We start from the raw sequence: 21028 nt of genomic DNA on the forward strand, positions 1-21028 counted from the left end.
TATGAAAAAATTAGATCATAAAGGTTTTACATTAGTTGAAATTATTGTAACTCTTGGAATTGTAGGAATTGTAATAAGTATGATTGCATCTTTTTTATTTGTTAATTTAAGATCTTTTAAAGATTCTCATGAAGAAATATCTATTCAATCTGAAAAACAATTTGTTATGAGTTTTATAGAAAAAGAGGCTATGGAATCTGTGTCCTCTGAATTTAATACAAATACACTAATTCTAAAATCACCTGATCCAAACAATCCTAAAAATTCCATAGAACATACCTTTAAATGTAAAGATCATAAATTGTTTTATAAAAATAATACTACTTCCACTGAATTTTCTCAAATCGGGCAATACATTGAATCTATTTTTATTGAGCCTATTTTCATAAGGGATATTCAAAACGGAATCAAGGTAACCATATACTTTAAGAAAGGCAATAAAGAGGATAAAGCTACGAATCAATTTTGGTTTAGAAATTCTAAAGAAATAAAGGGGCAAGATACAGATGAAAAAAAATGATGTTTTTGAAATATTATCTTATACTTTCTCTTTTTTACTTTTACTTTATAGCATTATGATTCCTGTCAGTTATGCATATGAAAAAAATAACTTAATTAAAATTGAAGCTCCTATGAACTTTACTCGTCAAGTTAGTAATACAAATATATTAAAAGATGAAGAATTTACCATTCATTATGAAATACAACCTAAACCTATTCCTGTATCTAATATTGATAATTTGAAAGATAAAGAAGTTGTATTAGTTATGGATACATCTGGAAGTATGAAGGAACTTATTAGATATAATAAAAGAGATTCATCATCTGTACCAGGCGATTCTATTTATTCAAATAAATTTAATAAAAAAAATGCAGCACAAAATATAGAAGTTATATTACAAAACAGATATAGTGGACTGTTTATTAGTGATTACAGAATAAAATTTAAAAAACCTGAAACTGGAGAAAATAAAAATACGAGATATTTTGTATTTTATTCTGAAAAAAATATGAATGAAATAGAAAATTGGATCGTCAATAAATATGCAAATGATTTATATACTTTATCAGACTCTTGGTGGATGTTTTATCCTAGAGGAATGTGGATAAAAAATTACTATTCTAAAAATTTTTGGCTCAATCCAGCTTTACATGATATAAATGGAAATTATTTTAATTCTAACAAATCTTATTATTTATATATAGCAACTTTAGATAAGGATTCTAAAAAAGTCATAGGTCTAACTAGATCAAATGTCAAAATAGGTTATGGAACAAAAACAAAGACAAAACCTAAAATAGATGTTATGAAAGAAGTTACAAAAAACTTTTTAGAAAAATTGCAAAAGGATGAAAGAATAAAAGAAAAAGTAAAAATTTCATTGGTCCCTTATGACAGCTATGCTCAAAATGGACAAGATTCTGTTCAATTATCTGATAAAAATAGATACAATGATTTAATTGACAAAATTGAATCTTTATATCCAATTGTATCTGGATCTAGAGGAGGAACGAATATAGGCGATGGATTAAGAAAAGGATATTATAAATTTTCATCTTCAAAAGATGCACAAAAATATATCATATTAATGACAGATGGAGAACCTACTTTTCATAGTTATTATATTCATAGAAATAGACAGTATTTTTATATAGAAAATGGAGACTTTCCTGAGGAGTATAGATATGCTGGAGGTGGAAACTATTCTACATATGAAGATATAGAATATGCAAAGCTAGTTGCTAATAAATTAATCAAAAATGGTAATCATCATATTTATTCTTATATGATTGCTTTTAGTAATGATGCAGATAAATCTATTTTAAAAGAAATTGCTAACTCTGCTAATGGTCACTATAAAAAAGCAGAAGATGGGAATGCATTAGAGGATGTGTATCAAGAATTAGCAGATGTAATAAGAAGTGATTTACCTATTTATGCAATAGAATACGAGGAAACTTTCCCAGAGGATTTTGAAATCATTAGAACTTCTCAAGCTTTAGAAGTAAATGGTCAAACCGTTAAAGGAAATATAGGAAGTGTCTCTTATATACTGGATAAAGAAAAAAAAGAATTTATAGCTGAACCTATTGATTTTTTTATTACTTTAAAAGCTAAAAATACTGGGAAATATACTTTAGATCAAACCCAAATAACTTATCAAGATTTAAATGGAAAAGACACTCAAAGATTTTTTGAAAAATTAGATATTTTTGTTTATGAAAATGAAATCAATCAAATTATCAACCATGGAATCTTTCTCATCAATAATATGAATGTAAGTAACAAAGATGATAGCATTAATATTGTAAATAGCTATGAGACAAAATTTGGAGTATTATTTCATACCAATAAAAAAGGAATCAAAAAAGCTATACTTACTTTTAACAAAAATAATGATTCTCAAATAAAAGAAATACAAACGCCTAAAGCTTCACTTTATAAAATAAATCATGAAAATCAATTACATTTGATTCAAGAAAATATACAAGTAAATTCTTTAGGTAATGATCAATATAGTATGAATTTAGATATTGATGATATGAATAGTAATTATATTTTTGTATATACATTCAATCCTATTAGTAAAAAATGTCCTATAAGTATTGTTAATCATGTAGAAATTGAGGGAATATCAGATGATTTGAGCGTAAATATTGTACCCCTTCCCAATTTAGAATAATAAAATTTAAATGAAAATATCCATTTTATACATAAAACAATTGACAAATAAAATGAATTTGGTAAATTATAATTAGCACTCTATTTAATAGAGTGCTAATTCATGGGAAGAAGTTTCTACGAAAGGAGAAAAAGAAAATGGTAAAAAAAGAATTTAAAGCAGAATCTAAAAGATTGTTAGATTTAATGGTTCACTCTATTTATACCCACAAAGAAATATTCTTAAGAGAACTTATTTCCAATGCAAGCGATGCCATTGACAAAATGTATTATAAAGCATTAACAGATGAAAATATTACATTTAATCAAAGTGATTATTACATAAAAATCACACCTGATAAAAAGAATAGAACCTTAACTATATCCGATACTGGAATCGGAATGACAAAGGAAGAGTTAGAGGAAAATTTAGGAGTAATTGCAAAGAGTGGTTCCTTTGCATTTAAAAAGGAAAATGAACTAAAAGATGGATTTGACATCATAGGCCAATTTGGCGTAGGCTTTTATTCTGCATTTATGGTTGCAGAATCTGTTGTGGTAATCAGTAAAGCATTAGGAAGCAATCAAGGGTATAAATGGGAATCAACAGGAGCAGATGGATATACCATCGAAGAATATGAAAAAGAAAATATTGGAACAGAAATTATTCTTAAAATCAAAGAAGACACAGAAGATGAAAAATATGAAGAATTTTTGCAAGAGTATAGATTAAAATCTATTATCAAAAAATATTCAGATTTTATTAGATATCCTATTAAAATGGATATTACTACAAGTAAACTAAAAGAAGGCTCAGAAGATGAGTATGAAGACATGATAGAAGAAAAAATTATAAATAGCATGGTGCCAATGTGGCGTAAAAATAAAAACGAGCTTACCAAAGAAGATTATGAAAACTTTTATTCTGAAAAACGTTATGGTTTTGACAAACCCCTAAGCTATATTCATATGAAAGCAGATGGGGCAGTAAGATACAATTCCATATTATTCATACCAGAAAAAATGCCATATGATTTTTATACAAAAGAGTATGAAAAGGGATTAGAATTATACTCAAATGGCGTATTAATTATGAATAAATGTTCTGATCTTGTACCAGATTATTTTAGCTTCGTAAAAGGTATGGTGGATTCTGAAGATTTATCTTTAAATATTTCAAGGGAAATACTTCAACATGATCGACAATTAAAGATCATTGCTAAAAAAATTAAAGAAAAAATTAAGAGTGAATTACAAGTTTTACTAAAAAATGAAAGAGAAAAATATGAAGAATTCTATAAAAACTTTGGTAGACAAATCAAATATGGAGTTTATGAAAATTTTGGACAAAACAAAGAGATACTACAAGATTTATTAATGTTTTATTCTTCAAAAGAAAAGAAAATGGTTACCTTAGAAGAATATGTAAATAGAATGAAGGAAGATCAAAAATATATTTATTATGCTTCTGGAGATTCTGTAGAAAGAATAGATAAAATGCCTCAAACAGAACTTCTATCAGACCAAGGCTATGAAATTTTATACTTTACAGATGATGTAGACGAATTTGCTGTTCGTATGATGATGAATTATAAAGAAAAAGAATTCAAGTCTGTATCTAGTGGAGACTTAGGTATAGAAGAAAAAGAGAAACAAGAAGAAGAAAACCCTGAAATTGAAAATAGCAAAGAAATCTTTGAATTTATGAAAAAAGCTTTGTCTGATAAAGTAACAGATGTTCGACCATCTAAAAGACTGAAAAACCATCCAGTATGTCTTGCTACAGATGGGGAATTAACAATCGAAATGGAAAAAATATTAAATGCTATGCCAAACAATCAAGAAATTAAAGCAGAAAAAGTTTTAGAAATCAACATTCATCATGAAGTATTTAAAGCTCTAAAAGAAGCTTTTGATCATGATCAAGAAAAGCTAAAAGTATATACCAATGTATTATATAATCAAGCATTGCTTATTGAAGGATTAGCAATCAATGATCCTGTAGAATTTACAAACAATATCTGCAAACTAATGATATAATTGAATTTCTAAAAAACACTATCAAAAATATATCCATGATAGTGTTTTTTTATGTATTAAATTTTATAATATGGTAAAGATTTAAATATAATACAAAATGTTGTAATTTCAAAGAGGTGGATTCATGCCTAACTATCGTTATATAGCTCTTACTGAAGATGGAGAAAATAAAAAAGGAACTTATTATGCAAAAGATAAAAATGAAGTATTAAATATATTGATACAAAAAAAATATTATCCTATAAAAATAATTCCTATATTTTTTGAAATCAATCTTTTTAAAAATAAATTTCATTCCAAAGATTTATCTGTATTTTGCAGACAACTCTTTACTATGATCCATGCAGGAATTCCTATTTTGCAAAGCATTGAATCTATTTTAGAACAAATAGAAAATAAAAAATTTAAGGATACAATCAAATATATTATAAAAAATTTGAATAAAGGTATGTCTTTTTCACAATCATTGGAAAGACAGAAAAAATTTTTCCCTGAATTTTTTATTCATATGATAGAAGCAGGAGAAATATCTGGACAATTAGAAAAAATATTAAAAAATTTATCCTTATATTATGAAAAAGAAACAAAAACAAAAGAAGTAATTAAAAAAGCTATGTTTTACCCTATGATCCTCTTTTTTTTATGTATTTTCGTAAGTTTTTTTATGGTTCAATTTGTAATGCCTACATTTATTGAAATATTTAAACAAGAAAATATTCCTCTTCCTATTCCTACTAAAATCTTATTATGGATAAGCCATTTATATATGAAACATAAATATAATTTTTTATTTTTATGCATTTTATGGGTCTATATAATCCAGCGATTTCTTCATAAAGAAAACGGAAAATCTATATTTCATCACCTACTCTTAAAAATACCTTTTGTAAAAACACTCATTAAAAAAATTATATTTTATAAGTTCGCAAGAACACTAGGGATTCTTCTTTCTAGTGGAATACCTCTTATGAAAGCTTTAGAAATAACAAAAAATGTGATTCGTAATTCAGATGTAAAAAAATATATCAATACTATCTCCAAAAATATCATGAGTGGAAAAAGTTTAAAAGAAGCTATGATGAATACATCATTTTTTCCTACTATACTTATATCTATGGTAAATATTGGTGAAGTTTCTGGACAATTAGATATTATCTTAGATAAAATGGCCGATTTTTATGATGAAGAAATAGAATTAGGGGTACAAAAAATGATTGCTTTATTTGAACCATGTATGACTATAATCATGGCTATCATTATTGGATTTATAAGCATATCCATCGTGTTGCCTTTATTCAATATGGTATACACCATATCTTAGAGGGGAGGTAATCAAGTGAATCAAAAAATAAACAACCAAAGAGGATATACTTTATTAGAATTAATTATCGTATTAGCCATAATAGGTATCTTAGCTTCTATCAGTACACCTTTCTTTGGAAAATTCAAAGAAAGTGCAGCTCATAAAGCAGATGAAGCTACAGCCATAACCATTGTGAATGCCATTAGATTATATTCTATAGATACGCAAGAAACTTTTAGTGATCTTATAACCAGTGCAAATGGCGAAAAAGTATCAGGCGAAGTAGCTTATAAAGAATATTTTGAAACGATTCCAAAGCCTCAAAAAACTGGAGAGACAGCTTTTAGAGTAAAAATAGATGAAAATAAAAATATTTTTATTCATTATGACAAGAATGGCACGCTAGGAGAAAAATTATATCCTAAAGATAATCCATAAGAGGTGAGAAAGTGATTTTTGAGAGTGTTTTATCTATAGATATAGGAAATCACAGTACAAAAATAGTCATAGGAAAATATAAAAAAAATACAATTATCATTGAGCAAGCTATTTGTATTCCTACGCCAAGCAATTGCATTTTAAATGGAAAAATTATAGATCCAATAAAATTAAAAGAAGCTTTGCATAGTACCTTGTCCTTTCAAAATATTAAAATCAAAAAAGTTATTTTTACAATAGAAAGCGAAGAGATGATTACTCGTCAAATCATTTTGCCATATGCACCCTCTAAACAGCTATCCCAAATGATAGAATATGAAGTTTTACAAAAATTCCCCAGTTTATTAAAAGAACGTATCCTACAATATAAAAAACTAGAAGATTTATCTATAGATGGTATTCCAAAAAGCCGTATGATTCTAGCAAGCTTACCCAAATCTTTTATAAAAGACTATTGGGAACTAGGAAAAAATCTTGGATTACAGCCTCTTTTATTAGATAGCCATTTTCACTCTATCTGCAAATTGTTTTATTTAGATCAGATATTGATTCATAACCAAGAAACAATAGCCGTTTTAGATTTAGGTCACAAATGGATTCACATATATATTTTTTACAAAGGAATTCTTCAAATAACTAAAACACTGTCCTACAATGAAAATCAGTGGATAGATGAAATAGAAAGAGTTTTTATCTATCACAGTAGTACAAATTTAGGAAATGAAATTCATAAAATCTATTTGATAGGAGGCAAAGCAAATGACATTCATATGAAAGCAAGTCTTGAAAAATATTTTGGAATCTTAGTAGAAGAAATGAATTCTATCGATCATATAAAAATAGCATCTTTAGATTCTCATATGGACATAAAAAGATATATCAACGCCATAGGTGCAATGATTAGAAAATAGAAAGAAGGAATAAAAGGTGAATGCTTTTAACTTTTTTACTATGCACTTACAGGATTACAGAAAAGAACATATCAAAAAAATAATTTTTTATATGATGATGCTGATTTTTATAATTATATTCTTAATCGTTCCTTTTTTTAATTTTTCCTATATGAAAAAAATCCGTCATCAAATACAGTATGTTGACAAAGAAATTTCAAATCTTTCTTATGAAGAAATAAAAATGATTCAGAAGAAAAAAGAAAATATGAAAAAGTTAAAACTTCGTATAGATGAATTCAATGATTTTAAATTATATATAAAAAATAAAGATATGGTTAATGATTGTTTATTATATACTCTTAAAAATATGGTTCCTAACAATTTGTTTTTTCAAACTATTGAAATGAATTCTAAAGAAATTAAAATACAAGGTTTTGCTACAACTCAAATAGCTATCGCACAGTTTGAACATAATTTAGAAGCTACAAATTGTTTTGAAGAAATATTTATCTCTAATATTGAAAATAGAGGGAATTATGATTTTACTCTTGTTTTTTCTATAAAGGAGTTTTGAGATCATGAATTTAAAAAGAAAGACCTTACTCATAAAAACTTTCATCCTACTGATTGTTTTTTCTTTTTATTACTTTTATATTTTTTCTCCCCAAATAGGTAAGCTAAATTTTTTAAAAGAAACACTACAAGATCATACAGAAAAACTAGAAAAAAGAAAAAATATTTTAAATCAAAAAGAAATGATTGATAAAGAATATGAAAAGTTAAATAAAGAAATACAAAAAGGAAATAATCAATACTTTCTATCTATTAAACAAGATTATATTCTTACAGTTTTAAATGAGATTCTTGAAAATAGTAATGTAGAATTTGATTCTATTGAATTTTTAAAGGAGAAAAAAGAGAAATTAAAAAATCAAGAAATCTATTGTATGAAAGTAACTCTTCCAATGCAATGTAATTATAATGATCTAATAACTTTTTTGAAAAAAATAAGAGAATATAAAAGGAAAATAGTTGTTGATAAACTCCAAATAGAAAGTATCCAAGATCACACATTATCCATATCCATTTCATTAAATTTTTATAGTTTATCTGTACCTATGAAAGATTCTTTTCAACATGATCAAGAAGTTTTTAAAGAAATAGATTCTATCAAAGAAGATCCTTTTTCACCTTCTATAAAGATAGATGAAGTGCAAGTTCTTAAAAGTAAAGAAATGAATCTTACTGTACAAGAAACAAAACAAGAGCCAAATATTTCTAAAAAAATTCTTTTAGATGGATTTGAAAACATAAATACTTTTTTCATAGGTTCAAATGCAAATATACAAGGAACTATTAAAAAATCTTCTCAAAGAGAAGAAGGAAATTATTCATTAAAAGTAACTTATGATTTTATGAGTCCTTCAAGAAATAGTATTGCAAATGTAGTATATGAGGATAAAAAAATATCCATTTCTAATAAAGGAAAATTAGGAATTTCTATATATTCCTTTCAACAAAATAATCACAAAATTGGGATTGTCATAAAAGATATAAATGGAAAAATCTATTCTATTCCTTTAGCAGATACAATCAATTGGACAGGGTGGAGATATTTAGAACATAATCTTCCTGCAGAAATCTCCTATCCAGCTACTGTAGAGAGGATTTATATGCAGAGTATAAATTTTGATTCTACAGTGAAAGGAAACTTTTTATTTGACAATCTAGCAATTACTTGTGAATAGTATTTTAAAAGGAGTGCTCATATATGAAAAAAATAAGAGGATTTTGTTTATTGTTAGGAATTGTCATTTTAATCCCCTCTTTAGGATTTACTTATGATGAAAAAAATACAAGCCGATCCTATGAAGAAGGTAAAACAATGGGAAAAATTATAGGCCAACTCTACAAACAAAAAGATAAAAATTATGATCAAAATACAAACTGGGAAGAAGTTTTTGAAAATGAAAAAAGTAATATCTTAAAAGAGGATTACTTCAATCAAAAAACAAATACCCATAGAAATGATTTTAAAAAAGGCTTTAAAGATGGATTCTACTTGGGATACAAAAATATATCTCAAAATAAATATGAACAAAAAACATCCTCAAATTTGGGAGTAGAACATGGCGAATGGTTTGGAGGATTGCTTGGTACCATTCATGGAAAAGAAGATTTTTATCATCATAAAACCAATGACTATCAAAGAAAGATTCCTTCTTCTATAGATATCCTTCAAACATATGATTTAAATAATACAGGAGAAGAATATAAAATAAGCTTTATTGATTCTTATAAAATAGCTTATCAACAAAATTATATATATGCTTTTCAAATGGAAAATATAGATGATCAAAAACTTTCAAAAGAAAATGGTATTCTTCATGGAACACAAACAGGACATCACATTGGACAAACTTATGGAAAAATTGATTTTTTAAAAAATAAAAATAATAATTGGAAAAACTCTCTTCCTAAAGATGATGAAATCATATTCAATTTTCATTTATTAAAAGAATCCTCTGTATATAGAGATGCTTTTTTAGTAGGATATAAAGATGGATTTAAAAAAGGATATATACACTCTTTTCAAAATGCAAATCTAGAATATATAAAAGAAAATAGTAATTATACAAATATAAAAATAGAAGGAGGAGATATAAAGAATTTAGATAAAAATGTCACTTTGTCTATTCTTCCAGGAACTTTTTATGAAGAAGTTTTTTTCTCCTTGCAAAAAAAGGATTATTCTTGGTTTAAAAATTCAAATACACATTATGAATATATGAGTACACCCTATGAAATTAAAATTAAAAATGATATAGATCAAATTTCTTTTAAAAAACCAGTTCTTTTAAGCTTTACATACTATGGAGATGGTACAGGAGGCATCTATCAATTTATTCATGGAGAATGGAGATACCTCTATAGCAAAATAGATGAAAATACTATATCTACATATATTCCACCTGTTTCTTATAAAGGAGGAATATATGCTATATTAGATGATCCTATGTATCCCCATTTAAAAGATATACAAACCCACTGGGCAAAAGAAGAAATTTATTCATTTGTCAGAAGGCATTATATATACGGATACATAGATCAAACTTTCAAACCCAATCAACCTATCACAGAAGAAGAGTTTATAGCTTTATTAAAAAGAATCAAAAAATCAGATGATATTTCTTTTGTAAATGAAATAGTAGATTCTAATTCTTTTATGACTTATGGGGAAATAGAAAAAATCATGCAAAGATTACTAGGAAATGAAAATTTTAATTGGGATGATATTGCACAAAAAATACTTTATGAAAAATATACTCGTTCAAAGAGTTTACATGGAAAAAAGCAATACATCTTAAGGGCAGAAGCAGTATATATGCTGTATACATTGCAAGCATATAATAAACTATAAGAATAGAGGGTTTTCATTGAATACAAAAGAAAAAGGATTTACATTCATTGAAATTATATTGGTTCTATTCATCATGGGAATATGTTCTTGTATTGTATTTCCTGCGACTTCTAAGATTTATGAAAGAAAAATATTAGAAAGTACTGCTCAAAAAATTCAAAGTACCTTATTATTAGCCAAACATTTAAGTAGAGATGAATATAATATCTATTGTGTAGAATCTGTATGTGAAGGAAGAGGTTTTCGTCTTAGAGAAAATAAAATACCTGGAAAAATTATTTTTATAGAAAAATTTCATCCTTCTATAAAATTTGATTTGCAAGAAAAAAATTGTAATCGTAAAATTATTTACAATAGAAGAGGAATGACTTCTTATGGGAAATTTATTATTATGAATACTAAAAAAGATAAAATTAAAATTGAAACCATGATAGGAACAGGAAAAATAGTAATATCTAATATTTATTAAGGAGATTTTAATAATGAATAAAAAGGGTTTTACTTTCATAGAAGTCTTAATTTCCTTAACTCTATTAAGCTTTATGATTACAACTACATTCCCTTTATGTTTGCAAATAAATACACTCTATCAAAAAAGCAAAGTTCAGTATGAATTGGGGAACTTAGCAGAAAGTTATATGGAGGAAGTTAAAGCATCAGGAAATATTTCCATAGAAAATCATTCATATTCTCTAGATGATTTTATGAAAAAAGAGATGAAATTTTTTTTACAGTCTTATGAAATAAAAATTATAGCAGAACAAACTCATATACAGGGTATTATACAAATCCATTTTCGTATTGCAGATCATAAAACAAAAGAAAAGTATGAATTGTCATCTTATATGGATCCTAAAAAATACAAAGATGATTATGAATCATTCTCAAAGGAGTAAAAAAAATGAAATATATAAAAAATGATAGAGGATTTACTTTAATAGAAGCATTATTATCGCTCACTTTATTTTCTATCATTATAGGATCCTTTACATACTTTTTTTTATTTCAACTTAAAAATTGTAACCAGCAATTAAAAATTTTAAATGATCAGCAAAATGTTCATGAAGCCTTATGGATCATACAGAGCAATCTAAGAGAATGTAATCAACAACAAATTATCTATGATTCCCAAAAAAAAGTTTTTGAAATAAAAAGTCGTGAAAATAAAATAGGAGTTATAGATTTAAGTGGTCATAAAATAAATTCCCGTCACACTTTGTTATATTTTCATAAAAGTAAAGAAGAGCTCAGAAGCAATAAAGATCATGAAAACAACGTTTTCATAGAAAATATAAAAAAAGTTTCTGTGTATGAAATTATTCCAAAAAAACTTGTAAAGATAGAAGTATTTGGACAATACCATCATGAAGCTATTCAATTAAGAATAAATGGAAGGTAGATTCTTATGAAAAATTATATCTATCAAAATGAAGGAACCATTAGTATAGGCGCTTTTATGATTGGTATGCTTTTATTGGTTTTATTTATTTTAAGTACTACATTGTTTTTTAATCATTATTATATGATTTCTTCATATTTAGATAGCATCAAAGCTTATTATCTTGCAGAATCTGGAGTAGATGAAGGATTATGTTACTGCTCAAATAAAATAGATGAAATTGTTTGTTTGTATTTAAAAGATTTGAAAGAATACAAAAGAAATTATATACAATCTATGGATGAAAATATATCGATAGATTATCATCCTCCTATTTTACATGATTATATTTGTAAAAACTTTATCCCACAAATAAAATCTTATAAAAAAAAGAAATCTAATCCTTTTCACAACTATAAACTTACCCACTCTTATGAAACACGTATATTATGTAAAAAATCTCATGAGTCTATTTGTATATTTGTTGAAAGCTTAGGCATTTATAATCGCTCGAAAAAACAAATAAAAGCCATAGTATTATTCCCTCAAGAAAAGATCATTGGAAAAGATCTACAAGGATTGCCTATGATTCAAATACATCCATTAGAAATACAAGAATATTTTCAGTTCTATGAATCAGATGAAAAATTTCCATAAAAATAGGGTATAATAAAATAAATTTAGATCCATTCAAGCATTCATCTATGAAAAATTCTACTCAAAATACTAAAATTATGTTATCATATTATAGGATTAAAAGGAGAGATTCTTTAGTATTTTGGGAAATAGATGGATATATTTCTTAGGGGGGGATTTTGGTGTTACATAGAATTTCTAAATTAAGAAGTGTTCTACAAGAAAGAGATTTAGAAGGTATCCTAATTTTCAAACCTGAAAATAGAAGATACATAAGTGGTTTTACTGGAACCCATGGATATGTACTTATTACAATGGATCAAGCCATATTTATTACAGACTCTCGATATATACAACAAGCATCTAAACAATGTATAGATTATGATATTTTAGAACATAATTATCAACATAATATTTATTCTATTATTCAGAAATTAAATCTTAAAAACATAGGATTTGAAGATGATTTTATTACATATGATCAATACTTAGAATTTAAAAAAAATTTGAATGGAATCAATCTTGTTCCCATTCAAGGAATCATAAATGATTTAAGAATTATAAAAGATGAAAAAGAAATTCAATCTATAAGAAAAGCTGCATCTATTGCAGATGAAGCTTTTAAACATGTTTGTTCATATATAAAATCAGGAATGACAGAAAATGAGGTAGCTTTGGAATTAGAATTTTTTATGAAGAAAAAAGGTGCATCTTCATTATCTTTTGATACCATTGTAGCTTCAGGAATTCGATCTTCTCTTCCTCATGGAGTCGCATCCTCTAAAAAAATAGAAGAGGGAGACTTTATTACCATGGACTTTGGTTGTATTTATGATGGATATTGTTCTGATATGACAAGAACCATTGTATTAGGAAAAGCAAATGTTAAACAAAAAGAAATTTATAATATTGTTTTAGAAGCACAAGAAAATGCTTTAGCAGCAATAAAACCGGGTATGAAAGGACTAGATATAGATCAAATTGCAAGAGAGATCATTTCATCTAGAGGATATGGAGAAAATTTTGGACATGGTTTAGGACATGGAGTTGGATTAGAGATTCATGAAGAACCTACATTATCTCCTAAAGGAAATATTATTCTTCAACCAGGTATGGTTGTTACAGACGAACCAGGCATTTATATTCCTAAGTTCGGAGGAGTAAGAATTGAAGATTTGATACTTGTTACAGAGGCAGGTTGTGAAATTCTTTCAAAATCTTCAAAAAAACTTATTGAATTATAAGACATACTAGTAGATAATATCTAATAGCACAATAAATTTAATATGGAGGGATACAAATGATTTATGCTAGTGATTTTAGAAAAGGTATTACATTTGAAATAAATGGAGAACCTTATGTGGTTTTAGATTTTCAACATGTTAAACCAGGAAAAGGAGCTGCTTTTGTAAGAACCAAATACAAAAGTATATTAACAGGAGCTACTCGTGAAGAAGCTTTTAACCCTAATGACAAATTTCCAAAAGCTCATATAGAAACAAAAGAAATGCAATACTTATATAGTGATGGAGATTTATATTATTTTATGGATAATGAAACTTATGATCAAATTCCTCTTACAAAAGATGAAGTAGAAGAAGCTATGCTTTATTTAAGAGAAAATGATACAGCGACTGTTAAATTCTTCAAAGGCAAAGCTTTCCAAGTTGATCCACCAAATTTTGTAGAATTAGAAGTTACATATACAGAACCTGCTGTAAAAGGAGCTACTGCAACAAATGTAACAAAACCAGCTACATTAGAAACTGGTGCAGTTGTACAAGTCCCTGTCTTTATCAATGAAGGAGATCGAATTAAAATTGATACAAGAACAGGAGATTATTTATCAAGAGCTTAGGAAATACTATAAGCATATATATTAAAAATAAAAAGGAGGGCTATGTAATGAGTTATCTTTATGAAAAAGTAGCATATCTAAGAGGTTTAGCAGAAGGAATGGAAATCAGCGAAGAATCAAAAGAAGGAAAACTTCTTTTGAACATTTTAGACGTATTAGAAGATTTTGCTGACTCTGTAGAAGAATTACATGAAGAAGTAGAAGATTTAGATGAATATGTTGAAAGTATAGATGAAGACTTAGCAGTAGTTGAAGATGAAATCTTTGAAGAAGATGAAGAAGATATGGACTTTGTAGAAGTTGAATGTCCAAATTGTCATGAAATTATTTATCTTGAAGATGAGTTATTAGATGACGAAGACAGCGAATTAGTTTGTCCAAGTTGCCACGAACAAATATATATTGATGAATGTTGTGATGACAATGATTGTTGTTGCTGTGGAGATCATGACCACGAATAAGATCTAATACTTTTGAAAACTGATACATAATGTATCAGTTTTTTTTTATGCTCTTTTTTGTCTAAATATGACATACTCTTTTCCTTCTTTTTATGAAAAATTTAATCATAATATTTGTCCTATGAAAATATTAATGATAGAAAGGGGGACATGTTATGGAAATACAAAAAGATAAAAATTTTAAAAATAGGCAGTTTGTAAGTAACGGATTAAAAAAAGAAATATTAGAATCACTTCCTATTCAATTAAGAGAAATATTTATTAGACTTCCTTCTAACTATATAAAAGATATGGAAGAAATCAGACTCAGAAATGGAAAGCCTCTAATGTTTTTTGCAAAAAACCAAGATTTTTTCATTAGTAAAGACGGAAAAATTATAAAAGATCCTTCCCAGAGTTATATGATTACAAAAGAAGATATCCATAAAGCATACGAACTCATTACAGATTATTCTGTTTACGCATTAGAAGAAGAAATAAAAAATGGATTTGTCACCCTAAAAGGTGGACATAGAGTTGGGATTTGTGGCACCTCTGTCCTTAACAATAATCAAATTAAAACAATAAAGGATATTTCTGGTCTTAATATTAGAATTTCAAAACAAAAAATAGGGATATCTGATCATATTATGAGTTATCTTCTAGATCAAGAAACTTTTTATAATACGTTGATTGTATCTCCTCCTCAGTGTGGAAAAACGACTTTACTTAGAGATATTATAAGAAATTTAAGCAATGGCATACCTTCGTTAAATTTTAGAGGATTTAAAATAGGTGTTGTAGATGAGAGATCTGAAATTTGTGGAGTATATCAAGGAACAGCTCAAAATGATATAGGGATAAGGACAGATATACTCAATGCTTGTCCTAAGGCTCAGGGCATGATGATGCTCATTCGTTCCATGTCTCCTCAAGTCATTGCTACAGATGAGATCGGAAAAAAAGAAGATATTGAGGCACTAGAAGAAGCACTTCATGCAGGGATTAAACTTATTACAACTGTTCATGGAAAAAGTATTGAAGAAATAGAAAAAAGAGAAAATCTAAATCATTTACTTTCTCAAGGAACGTTTGAAAGAATTATTATTCTTTCTAATCATCCTAAAGTTGGAACCATAAAAATGATTATAGATGGAAAAACAAAAAAAACAATCACTACCTATCCTCTAAAAGAGAGGAGGAATGTATTTGATCGTTAAAATTTTATGTTCTATATTTATTATTTTATCTTCTTCAACCATAGGATATTTATATTCACTTCGATACTTTCAAAGATTGCAGCAATTAAAAGATTTATATATATCCTTTCAGCTTCTTGAAACAGAAATCACTTATGTAGCTACGCCTCTTGCTACAGCTATGCAAAAAATAGGAAATCAAAGTAATCAACCTATTCATCAAATATTTAAAAATGTTCATAAAATTCTTTCTCAAAGAATGGGATATAGTGTAGAAGAAGCTTGGTATCAAGCTATCGAAAATCATTTTAATCACACAGCTTTAACAGAAGAAGATAGAGAAATATTAATAGATTTTGGAAAAAATTTAGGATGTACAGATCAAGAAAATCAAACAAAAAATTTTAAATGGATCTATTTGCAATTGCAAAAACATCAACAAAATGCAGATGAATTAAAAAACAAAAATGGCAAGTTATGTAAGAATATGGGTGTTCTAGCTGGTTTGGCTATTGTTATTATATTGATATAAGGAGGTCTTTTGATGAATATAAATGTAGATTTAATTTTTAAAATCGCAGCAATAGGGATATTAGTATCTGTATTAAATTTAGTTCTCAAGCATTCTGGAAGAGAAGAACAAGCTATGATGACTACTCTTGTAGGCATTGTAGTAGTCCTTTTTATGGTTATTCAACTCATTAGTAATCTATTTTCTACTGTAAAGACAATGTTTCAACTATATTAATAAAGGTGTGGTTTAGATGGAGATATTTAAAATAGTAGCTTTGGGAATTATAGCAACAGTCTTAACCATTGTACTTAAAAATCAAAAACCAGAAATATCAATACAAATTAGCATAGCAACAGGAATCATCATCTTTATCTTCATAGCTACAAAATTAGCATCTGTATTAGAAGTGTTAAATATGTTTGCTAAAAAAATTAATATGGATGTAGTATATATTACAACAATTTTAAAAATAGTAGGTATTGCATATGTAGCAGAATTTGGTGCTCAAGTTTGTAAAGATGCAGGAGAAACAACAATTGCTTCTAAAATTGAATTGGCTGGCAAAATTCTTATTATGGTACTATCTATTCCTATTTTACTTGCACTTTTTGATTTGATTGTACAACTAATGCCATAGGATGTGAATAAAATGAAAAAATTATTAATCACATTAGTTCTACTCTCTTTTTTGTATCCTCATTGTATTTATGCACAAAATGAAGAACCCATTAAGGATCAATTGATCTTAGAACAATTGGAAAACACAGACTTAGAGGGATTAGAAGAATCTGTGAAGAGTTTGAATCATGATCTAGAAGATTATTTTCCCACAATAGATATAAAAAAATTATTACTTTCTTTTGTAAAAGGAGAAGAAACTTTTGAACTAAAAAAAATATTACAAGGTTTATTTAAATACATTTTTAAAGAAATTGTAGCAAATTCTTCATTACTGGCAAAACTTATTGTTCTATCTATTCTTTGTGCTTTTTTAAATAATTTATCTACTGCTTTTGAAAGTGAAGCAGTAGGGAAAATGGCTTATATGGCCTGCTATTTAATGGTTATTTCTATTGCTGTAAAAAGTTTTTCTATTGCTACAAGCATAGGAATACAAGCTATTGATGATATGGTCTCTTTTATGCAAGCATTGCTTCCTGTATTATTAACATTTTTAATATCTATGGGAGCAATTACTTCAACGGCTCTTTTTCAGCCAGTTGTTGTAGCTTCTGTAAGTATTATCAGTACTCTTATAAAAGATTTAATCATGCCCATTATATTTTTTTCAGTGATACTATCTATAGTAAATCATCTTTCCTCTAAATTACAAGTGTCTAGACTTGCATCTTTTCTTAAGCAAGTTTGCATTGTACTTATAGGATTTATGCTTACAATATTTACAGGAATTATTACCATTCAAGGTCTTACAGCTTCTACTACGGATGGAGTCACTATTCGAACAGCTAAATTTGCAGCGGATCAATTTATTCCCGTAGTAGGAGGATTCATATCAGATGCTTTTGATACCATTGTTGGCTATTCTTTGCTTCTTAAAAATGCCACAGGGGCTTTAGGATTAATTGTCTTAGCTTTTATTGTAATGATGCCTCTTTTGAAAATACTATCTTTAATTTTTATCTATAAGGTCACAACAGCAGTCATAGAACCTATAGCTGAAAATCCATTAATAGAATGTCTTAATGATATGAGCAATGCAATGATTTTAATATTAGGAAGTGTAATCTGTGTAGCCATTATGTTTTTTTTAGCAGTAACTATGATTGTAGGAGCTGGTAATATTACCATGATGATGAGGTAGGTGATGAACATGATGGACTTTTTACGATCTTGGATTCTGAATATTGTATCTGTTGTAATTTTCATTACTTTTCTAGAAATGTTATTGCCCAATAGTAATATGAAAAAATATATCAAAATGGTTATCGGACTTTTGGTCATGATTGTGATTTTAAGCCCACTGCTACAAATCGTACATGGAAATTTTAATATAGAAGAAGAAGTTTTGAAAACATCTTTAGAAATAGATAAAAAAAATCTTTCTTTAAACTCTCATAATCTAGAAAATATTCAAGATCAACAAGTAATGAATTTATATACACAAAAAATAGAGTCAAATGTCAAAGAAAAAATTGAACAAGATACACAGTATATAGTGTTAAAAGTCAATGCTGAAATAGAAACATCTAAAGATCATAATCACTTTGGAACTATAAAAAAAATGGAGATTGTTTTAAAAAATCCTACTGATCATTCTACAACAAAAAATATTCAAACCATTTCTATTTTACCAATAGGAAAGCAACCCGATGCAACTTATGAATCTCTCGATGCTATTCCTGTTATCAAAAAAATAAAAGAAAGTGTTTCAAATATATACCAAATGGATAAAGATCAAATTTCTATTTCTATGTATGATGAAAAATGATATAAGGAGTGATCCATTATGAAAATATTCGGTCCTATAAAAGAGTATCTTACAAACCATAACCACAAAAAAATCGTATACAATTTACTCATTGTTATTATTGTATGCATCATAGGATTAATTACATGGGACACACTTTTCCCTACAAAAAGCAACAAAAATCAAGATATTTCTATTGAGAATGTAAAAGAAGAAGCTGCTTCGCAAAATAATTACCAAGATACTGCCCAAGTTCAACTCAAAAAAATACTCAGTCAAATCAAAGGAGTAGGGGAAGTTGAGGTTATGGTTACCTTTGAATCAAGTACAGAAGTTGTTCCAGCTTCAAATATAACCAAATCTACACAAATTACAGAAGAAAAAGATGCGCAAGGTGGGACAAGAACTACTACTCAAGATGATGCCAGTCAAAATATGGTGATGAGTGGACAAAATGACAAGTTAATGATCATCAAAGAAATAAAGCCACAAATACGAGGGGTAGTAGTAGTGGCAGAAGGAGCAGGAGATATAATGGTTAAAACAGCATTAATTGAAGCTGTACAAACTGTTTTCCAAGTTCCCTCAAATAAAGTAATGGTGTATGAAAAAAAATAGTTTAGGAGGTATGAAAAATGTTTAAAATACGAGGAAGGAACGTTTTAGTTTTATCATTAGCATTTACACTTTGTTTAATTGGTTATTTAAATTATGCAATCAATAAATATACCGCATTAGAAACATCTACAGATTTTCAAAAATATGAAGAAGAACAACTTAAACAAAATTCAAAAAAAGAAAATAATCCAGTAGAATCTACTGATCCAAGCGAAACTGCAAAAGCAGAAAAAAATGTGGTAGATAGCAGCAATCAGGAAATAAATGATATTATTCAAAAAACGAGTAAAAATATTAAAGAAAGTATCCATAGTCAAAAGGTAAGTAAGACAAATTATTTTATAGAATCTAGATTAAATATGAACTTAGAAAGAGAAAAAATGGTATCCTTATTAAATGAAATTATTAATAACGATAAAACAGATGAAGAAAACAGAAAAGCAGCTACAAATGAAAAAATGAAATTGATTGACATTATGAATAAAGAAAAAGTAATTGAAAACTTGATTCAGTCAAAAGGTTTTGAAGATGCGTTGGTATTTATTACAGAAAACTCTGTAAATGTAATTGTAGGAATAGAGCAATTGGCAGATTCTGATGTAGCAAAAATATTAGATATTGTGATGAGAGAGACAAAATATTCTCCAGAACATATAAAAATATTAAATAAATTTTAGTTAGGTTTGTAAATCACAAAAGGTTTTGGTATAATGTTTGTAAGGTAAAAGCTATTTACATAAGAGCAGGGGGTATCGTCAGTGAGCAATAATAATGTAGATGCAGTTGAAAATGGACAAATCAAGATTGCAGATGAAGTGGTTGGAGTAATTGCAGGATTAGCAGCTACTGAAATTGATGGTGTAGCTGGCATGAGTGGTGGCATTGGTGGTGGCATTGCAGAAATGTTAGGTCGTAAAAACCTAGCAAAAGGAGTAAAAGTTGAAGTTGGAGAAAAGGAAACTGCAATAGACCTATACATTATTGTAGAATACGGTGTAAAAATTCCTGATGTTGCTTGGAAAATACAAGAAAATGTAAAAAAAGCAATTGAAACTATGACAGGTCTTAAAGTTGTAGAAGTCAATATACATGTACAAGGTGTAAATATTGATAAAGATGAAAAAGAAGAAAATGCTTTAAGAGTAAAATAAGAATTTAAACTAACCCTCTGAAATTTCAGAGGGTTAGTTTAAATATTTT

At 27.3% G+C, this 21028-nt stretch carries 25 protein-coding genes; all 25 read left to right on the plus strand.

The window, feature by feature from the left end:
- Position 1 precedes the first annotated feature (1 nt).
- The 25 genes from BN2409_RS13300 to BN2409_RS13420 all read left to right on the plus strand — a co-directional run bounded on the left by BN2409_RS13300 (position 2) and on the right by BN2409_RS13420 (position 20979).
- Positions 2-520, plus strand: coding sequence for a PilW family protein (locus tag BN2409_RS13300; RefSeq protein WP_053957103.1), 519 nt, complete (start codon positions 2-4; stop codon positions 518-520).
- Positions 507-2684: a vWA domain-containing protein gene (locus tag BN2409_RS13305; RefSeq protein ID WP_053957104.1), complete on the plus strand. Its 2178-nt coding sequence runs from the start codon at positions 507-509 to the stop codon at positions 2682-2684. Before BN2409_RS13300 ends, BN2409_RS13305 begins: the two co-directional genes overlap by 14 nt.
- A 137-nt stretch (positions 2685-2821) precedes the next feature.
- Entirely contained in the window at positions 2822-4702 is a 1881-nt protein-coding gene (htpG, locus tag BN2409_RS13310) for a molecular chaperone HtpG (RefSeq protein ID WP_053957105.1), read from the plus strand.
- A 124-nt stretch (positions 4703-4826) separates the two neighbouring features.
- A complete protein-coding gene (locus BN2409_RS13315; protein ID WP_053957106.1) occupies positions 4827-6023 on the plus strand; it encodes a type II secretion system F family protein in 1197 nt (398 codons plus the stop codon).
- Between the two features lie 15 nt (positions 6024-6038).
- Positions 6039-6443 carry a type II secretion system protein gene (locus BN2409_RS13320; protein WP_053957107.1) on the plus strand — a complete coding sequence of 135 codons (405 nt, stop codon included), beginning with the start codon at positions 6039-6041 and terminating at the stop codon, positions 6441-6443.
- An 11-nt stretch (positions 6444-6454) separates the two neighbouring features.
- On the plus strand, positions 6455-7354 hold the full coding sequence (gene pilM, locus BN2409_RS13325) for a type IV pilus biogenesis protein PilM (RefSeq protein WP_053957108.1): 900 nt from the start codon (positions 6455-6457) through the stop codon (positions 7352-7354).
- Between the two features lie 151 nt (positions 7355-7505).
- A complete protein-coding gene (locus tag BN2409_RS13330) occupies positions 7506-7910 on the plus strand; it encodes a PilN domain-containing protein (protein ID WP_199873030.1) in 405 nt (134 codons plus the stop codon).
- Positions 7911-7914: 4 nt separating this feature from the next.
- Positions 7915-9084: a hypothetical protein gene (locus tag BN2409_RS13335; RefSeq protein WP_053957110.1), complete on the plus strand. Its 1170-nt coding sequence runs from the start codon at positions 7915-7917 to the stop codon at positions 9082-9084.
- Positions 9085-9107: 23 nt separating this feature from the next.
- Complete coding sequence (locus BN2409_RS13340; protein ID WP_053957111.1) at positions 9108-10757, plus strand: S-layer homology domain-containing protein; 1650 nt, start codon at positions 9108-9110, stop codon at positions 10755-10757.
- A gap of 16 nt (positions 10758-10773) precedes the next feature.
- The gene (locus BN2409_RS13345; RefSeq protein ID WP_053957112.1) at positions 10774-11226 is read left to right on the plus strand and encodes a pilus assembly FimT family protein; all 453 of its coding nucleotides are present in this window, start codon (positions 10774-10776) and stop codon (positions 11224-11226) included.
- A gap of 13 nt (positions 11227-11239) precedes the next feature.
- Positions 11240-11653, plus strand: coding sequence for a type IV pilus modification PilV family protein (locus BN2409_RS13350; protein WP_053957113.1), 414 nt, complete (start codon positions 11240-11242; stop codon positions 11651-11653).
- 5 nt (positions 11654-11658) lie between these two features.
- Positions 11659-12156: a prepilin-type N-terminal cleavage/methylation domain-containing protein gene (locus BN2409_RS13355; RefSeq protein WP_053957114.1), complete on the plus strand. Its 498-nt coding sequence runs from the start codon at positions 11659-11661 to the stop codon at positions 12154-12156.
- A gap of 6 nt (positions 12157-12162) precedes the next feature.
- Complete coding sequence (locus BN2409_RS13360; protein ID WP_053957115.1) at positions 12163-12792, plus strand: hypothetical protein; 630 nt, start codon at positions 12163-12165, stop codon at positions 12790-12792.
- Between the two features lie 161 nt (positions 12793-12953).
- Positions 12954-14015, plus strand: a complete 1062-nt coding sequence (locus BN2409_RS13365; protein WP_330375460.1) for a M24 family metallopeptidase — start codon at positions 12954-12956, stop codon at positions 14013-14015.
- Positions 14016-14071: 56 nt separating this feature from the next.
- Positions 14072-14629 carry an elongation factor P gene (efp, locus tag BN2409_RS13370; protein ID WP_053957117.1) on the plus strand — a complete coding sequence of 186 codons (558 nt, stop codon included), beginning with the start codon at positions 14072-14074 and terminating at the stop codon, positions 14627-14629.
- A 47-nt stretch (positions 14630-14676) separates the two neighbouring features.
- A complete protein-coding gene (locus BN2409_RS13375; RefSeq protein WP_053957118.1) occupies positions 14677-15090 on the plus strand; it encodes a CD1247 N-terminal domain-containing protein in 414 nt (137 codons plus the stop codon).
- 155 nt (positions 15091-15245) lie between these two features.
- The gene (spoIIIAA, locus tag BN2409_RS13380) at positions 15246-16289 is read left to right on the plus strand and encodes a stage III sporulation protein AA (RefSeq protein ID WP_110943134.1); all 1044 of its coding nucleotides are present in this window, start codon (positions 15246-15248) and stop codon (positions 16287-16289) included.
- Complete coding sequence (spoIIIAB, locus tag BN2409_RS13385) at positions 16279-16800, plus strand: stage III sporulation protein SpoIIIAB (protein ID WP_053957119.1); 522 nt, start codon at positions 16279-16281, stop codon at positions 16798-16800. The genes spoIIIAA and spoIIIAB overlap by 11 nt, the downstream gene beginning before the upstream one ends.
- Positions 16801-16812: 12 nt before the next feature.
- Positions 16813-17016 (plus strand): stage III sporulation protein AC, encoded by a 204-nt coding sequence (spoIIIAC, locus tag BN2409_RS13390; protein ID WP_330375461.1) that lies wholly within the window; start codon positions 16813-16815, stop codon positions 17014-17016.
- A 16-nt stretch (positions 17017-17032) separates the two neighbouring features.
- Positions 17033-17419: a stage III sporulation protein AD gene (gene spoIIIAD / locus BN2409_RS13395; protein ID WP_053957120.1), complete on the plus strand. Its 387-nt coding sequence runs from the start codon at positions 17033-17035 to the stop codon at positions 17417-17419.
- A 12-nt stretch (positions 17420-17431) separates the two neighbouring features.
- Entirely contained in the window at positions 17432-18604 is a 1173-nt protein-coding gene (gene spoIIIAE / locus BN2409_RS13400; protein WP_110943136.1) for a stage III sporulation protein AE, read from the plus strand.
- 3 nt (positions 18605-18607) lie between these two features.
- Positions 18608-19231: a stage III sporulation protein AF gene (spoIIIAF, locus tag BN2409_RS13405; protein WP_110943137.1), complete on the plus strand. Its 624-nt coding sequence runs from the start codon at positions 18608-18610 to the stop codon at positions 19229-19231.
- An 18-nt stretch (positions 19232-19249) separates the two neighbouring features.
- Positions 19250-19828: a hypothetical protein gene (locus BN2409_RS13410; RefSeq protein ID WP_053957122.1), complete on the plus strand. Its 579-nt coding sequence runs from the start codon at positions 19250-19252 to the stop codon at positions 19826-19828.
- A gap of 17 nt (positions 19829-19845) precedes the next feature.
- Positions 19846-20505, plus strand: coding sequence for a SpoIIIAH-like family protein (locus tag BN2409_RS13415; protein WP_053957123.1), 660 nt, complete (start codon positions 19846-19848; stop codon positions 20503-20505).
- A gap of 81 nt (positions 20506-20586) precedes the next feature.
- The gene (locus BN2409_RS13420; protein ID WP_053957124.1) at positions 20587-20979 is read left to right on the plus strand and encodes an Asp23/Gls24 family envelope stress response protein; all 393 of its coding nucleotides are present in this window, start codon (positions 20587-20589) and stop codon (positions 20977-20979) included.
- Positions 20980-21028 lie beyond the last annotated feature (49 nt).

Source organism: Inediibacterium massiliense (assembly GCF_001282725.1).
GTDB classification, from domain to species: domain Bacteria; phylum Bacillota; class Clostridia; order Peptostreptococcales; family Thermotaleaceae; genus Anaerophilus; species Anaerophilus massiliensis.

Bases quoted from the DNA above. Each gene is read 5' to 3' on its own strand.
- BN2409_RS13350 (WP_053957113.1), top strand. From the start codon at position 11,240: ATGAATAAAAAGGGTTTTACTTTCATAGAAGTCTTAATTTCCTTAACT.
- BN2409_RS13300 (WP_053957103.1), top strand. From the start codon at position 2: ATGAAAAAATTAGATCATAAAGGTTTTACATTAGTTGAAATTATTGTA.
- spoIIIAA (WP_110943134.1), top strand. From the start codon at position 15,246: ATGGAAATACAAAAAGATAAAAATTTTAAAAATAGGCAGTTTGTAAGT.
- BN2409_RS13415 (WP_053957123.1), top strand. From the start codon at position 19,846: ATGTTTAAAATACGAGGAAGGAACGTTTTAGTTTTATCATTAGCATTT.
- BN2409_RS13355 (WP_053957114.1), top strand. From the start codon at position 11,659: ATGAAATATATAAAAAATGATAGAGGATTTACTTTAATAGAAGCATTA.
- spoIIIAE (WP_110943136.1), top strand. From the start codon at position 17,432: ATGAAAAAATTATTAATCACATTAGTTCTACTCTCTTTTTTGTATCCT.
- spoIIIAF (WP_110943137.1), top strand. From the start codon at position 18,608: ATGAACATGATGGACTTTTTACGATCTTGGATTCTGAATATTGTATCT.
- htpG (WP_053957105.1), top strand. From the start codon at position 2,822: ATGGTAAAAAAAGAATTTAAAGCAGAATCTAAAAGATTGTTAGATTTA.
- spoIIIAC (WP_330375461.1), top strand. From the start codon at position 16,813: ATGAATATAAATGTAGATTTAATTTTTAAAATCGCAGCAATAGGGATA.
- BN2409_RS13340 (WP_053957111.1), top strand. From the start codon at position 9,108: ATGAAAAAAATAAGAGGATTTTGTTTATTGTTAGGAATTGTCATTTTA.
- BN2409_RS13330 (WP_199873030.1), top strand. From the start codon at position 7,506: ATGAAAAAAATCCGTCATCAAATACAGTATGTTGACAAAGAAATTTCA.
- BN2409_RS13315 (WP_053957106.1), top strand. From the start codon at position 4,827: ATGCCTAACTATCGTTATATAGCTCTTACTGAAGATGGAGAAAATAAA.
- BN2409_RS13375 (WP_053957118.1), top strand. From the start codon at position 14,677: ATGAGTTATCTTTATGAAAAAGTAGCATATCTAAGAGGTTTAGCAGAA.
- BN2409_RS13335 (WP_053957110.1), top strand. From the start codon at position 7,915: ATGAATTTAAAAAGAAAGACCTTACTCATAAAAACTTTCATCCTACTG.
- BN2409_RS13305 (WP_053957104.1), top strand. From the start codon at position 507: ATGAAAAAAAATGATGTTTTTGAAATATTATCTTATACTTTCTCTTTT.
- BN2409_RS13410 (WP_053957122.1), top strand. From the start codon at position 19,250: ATGAAAATATTCGGTCCTATAAAAGAGTATCTTACAAACCATAACCAC.
- spoIIIAD (WP_053957120.1), top strand. From the start codon at position 17,033: ATGGAGATATTTAAAATAGTAGCTTTGGGAATTATAGCAACAGTCTTA.
- efp (WP_053957117.1), top strand. From the start codon at position 14,072: ATGATTTATGCTAGTGATTTTAGAAAAGGTATTACATTTGAAATAAAT.
- BN2409_RS13360 (WP_053957115.1), top strand. From the start codon at position 12,163: ATGAAAAATTATATCTATCAAAATGAAGGAACCATTAGTATAGGCGCT.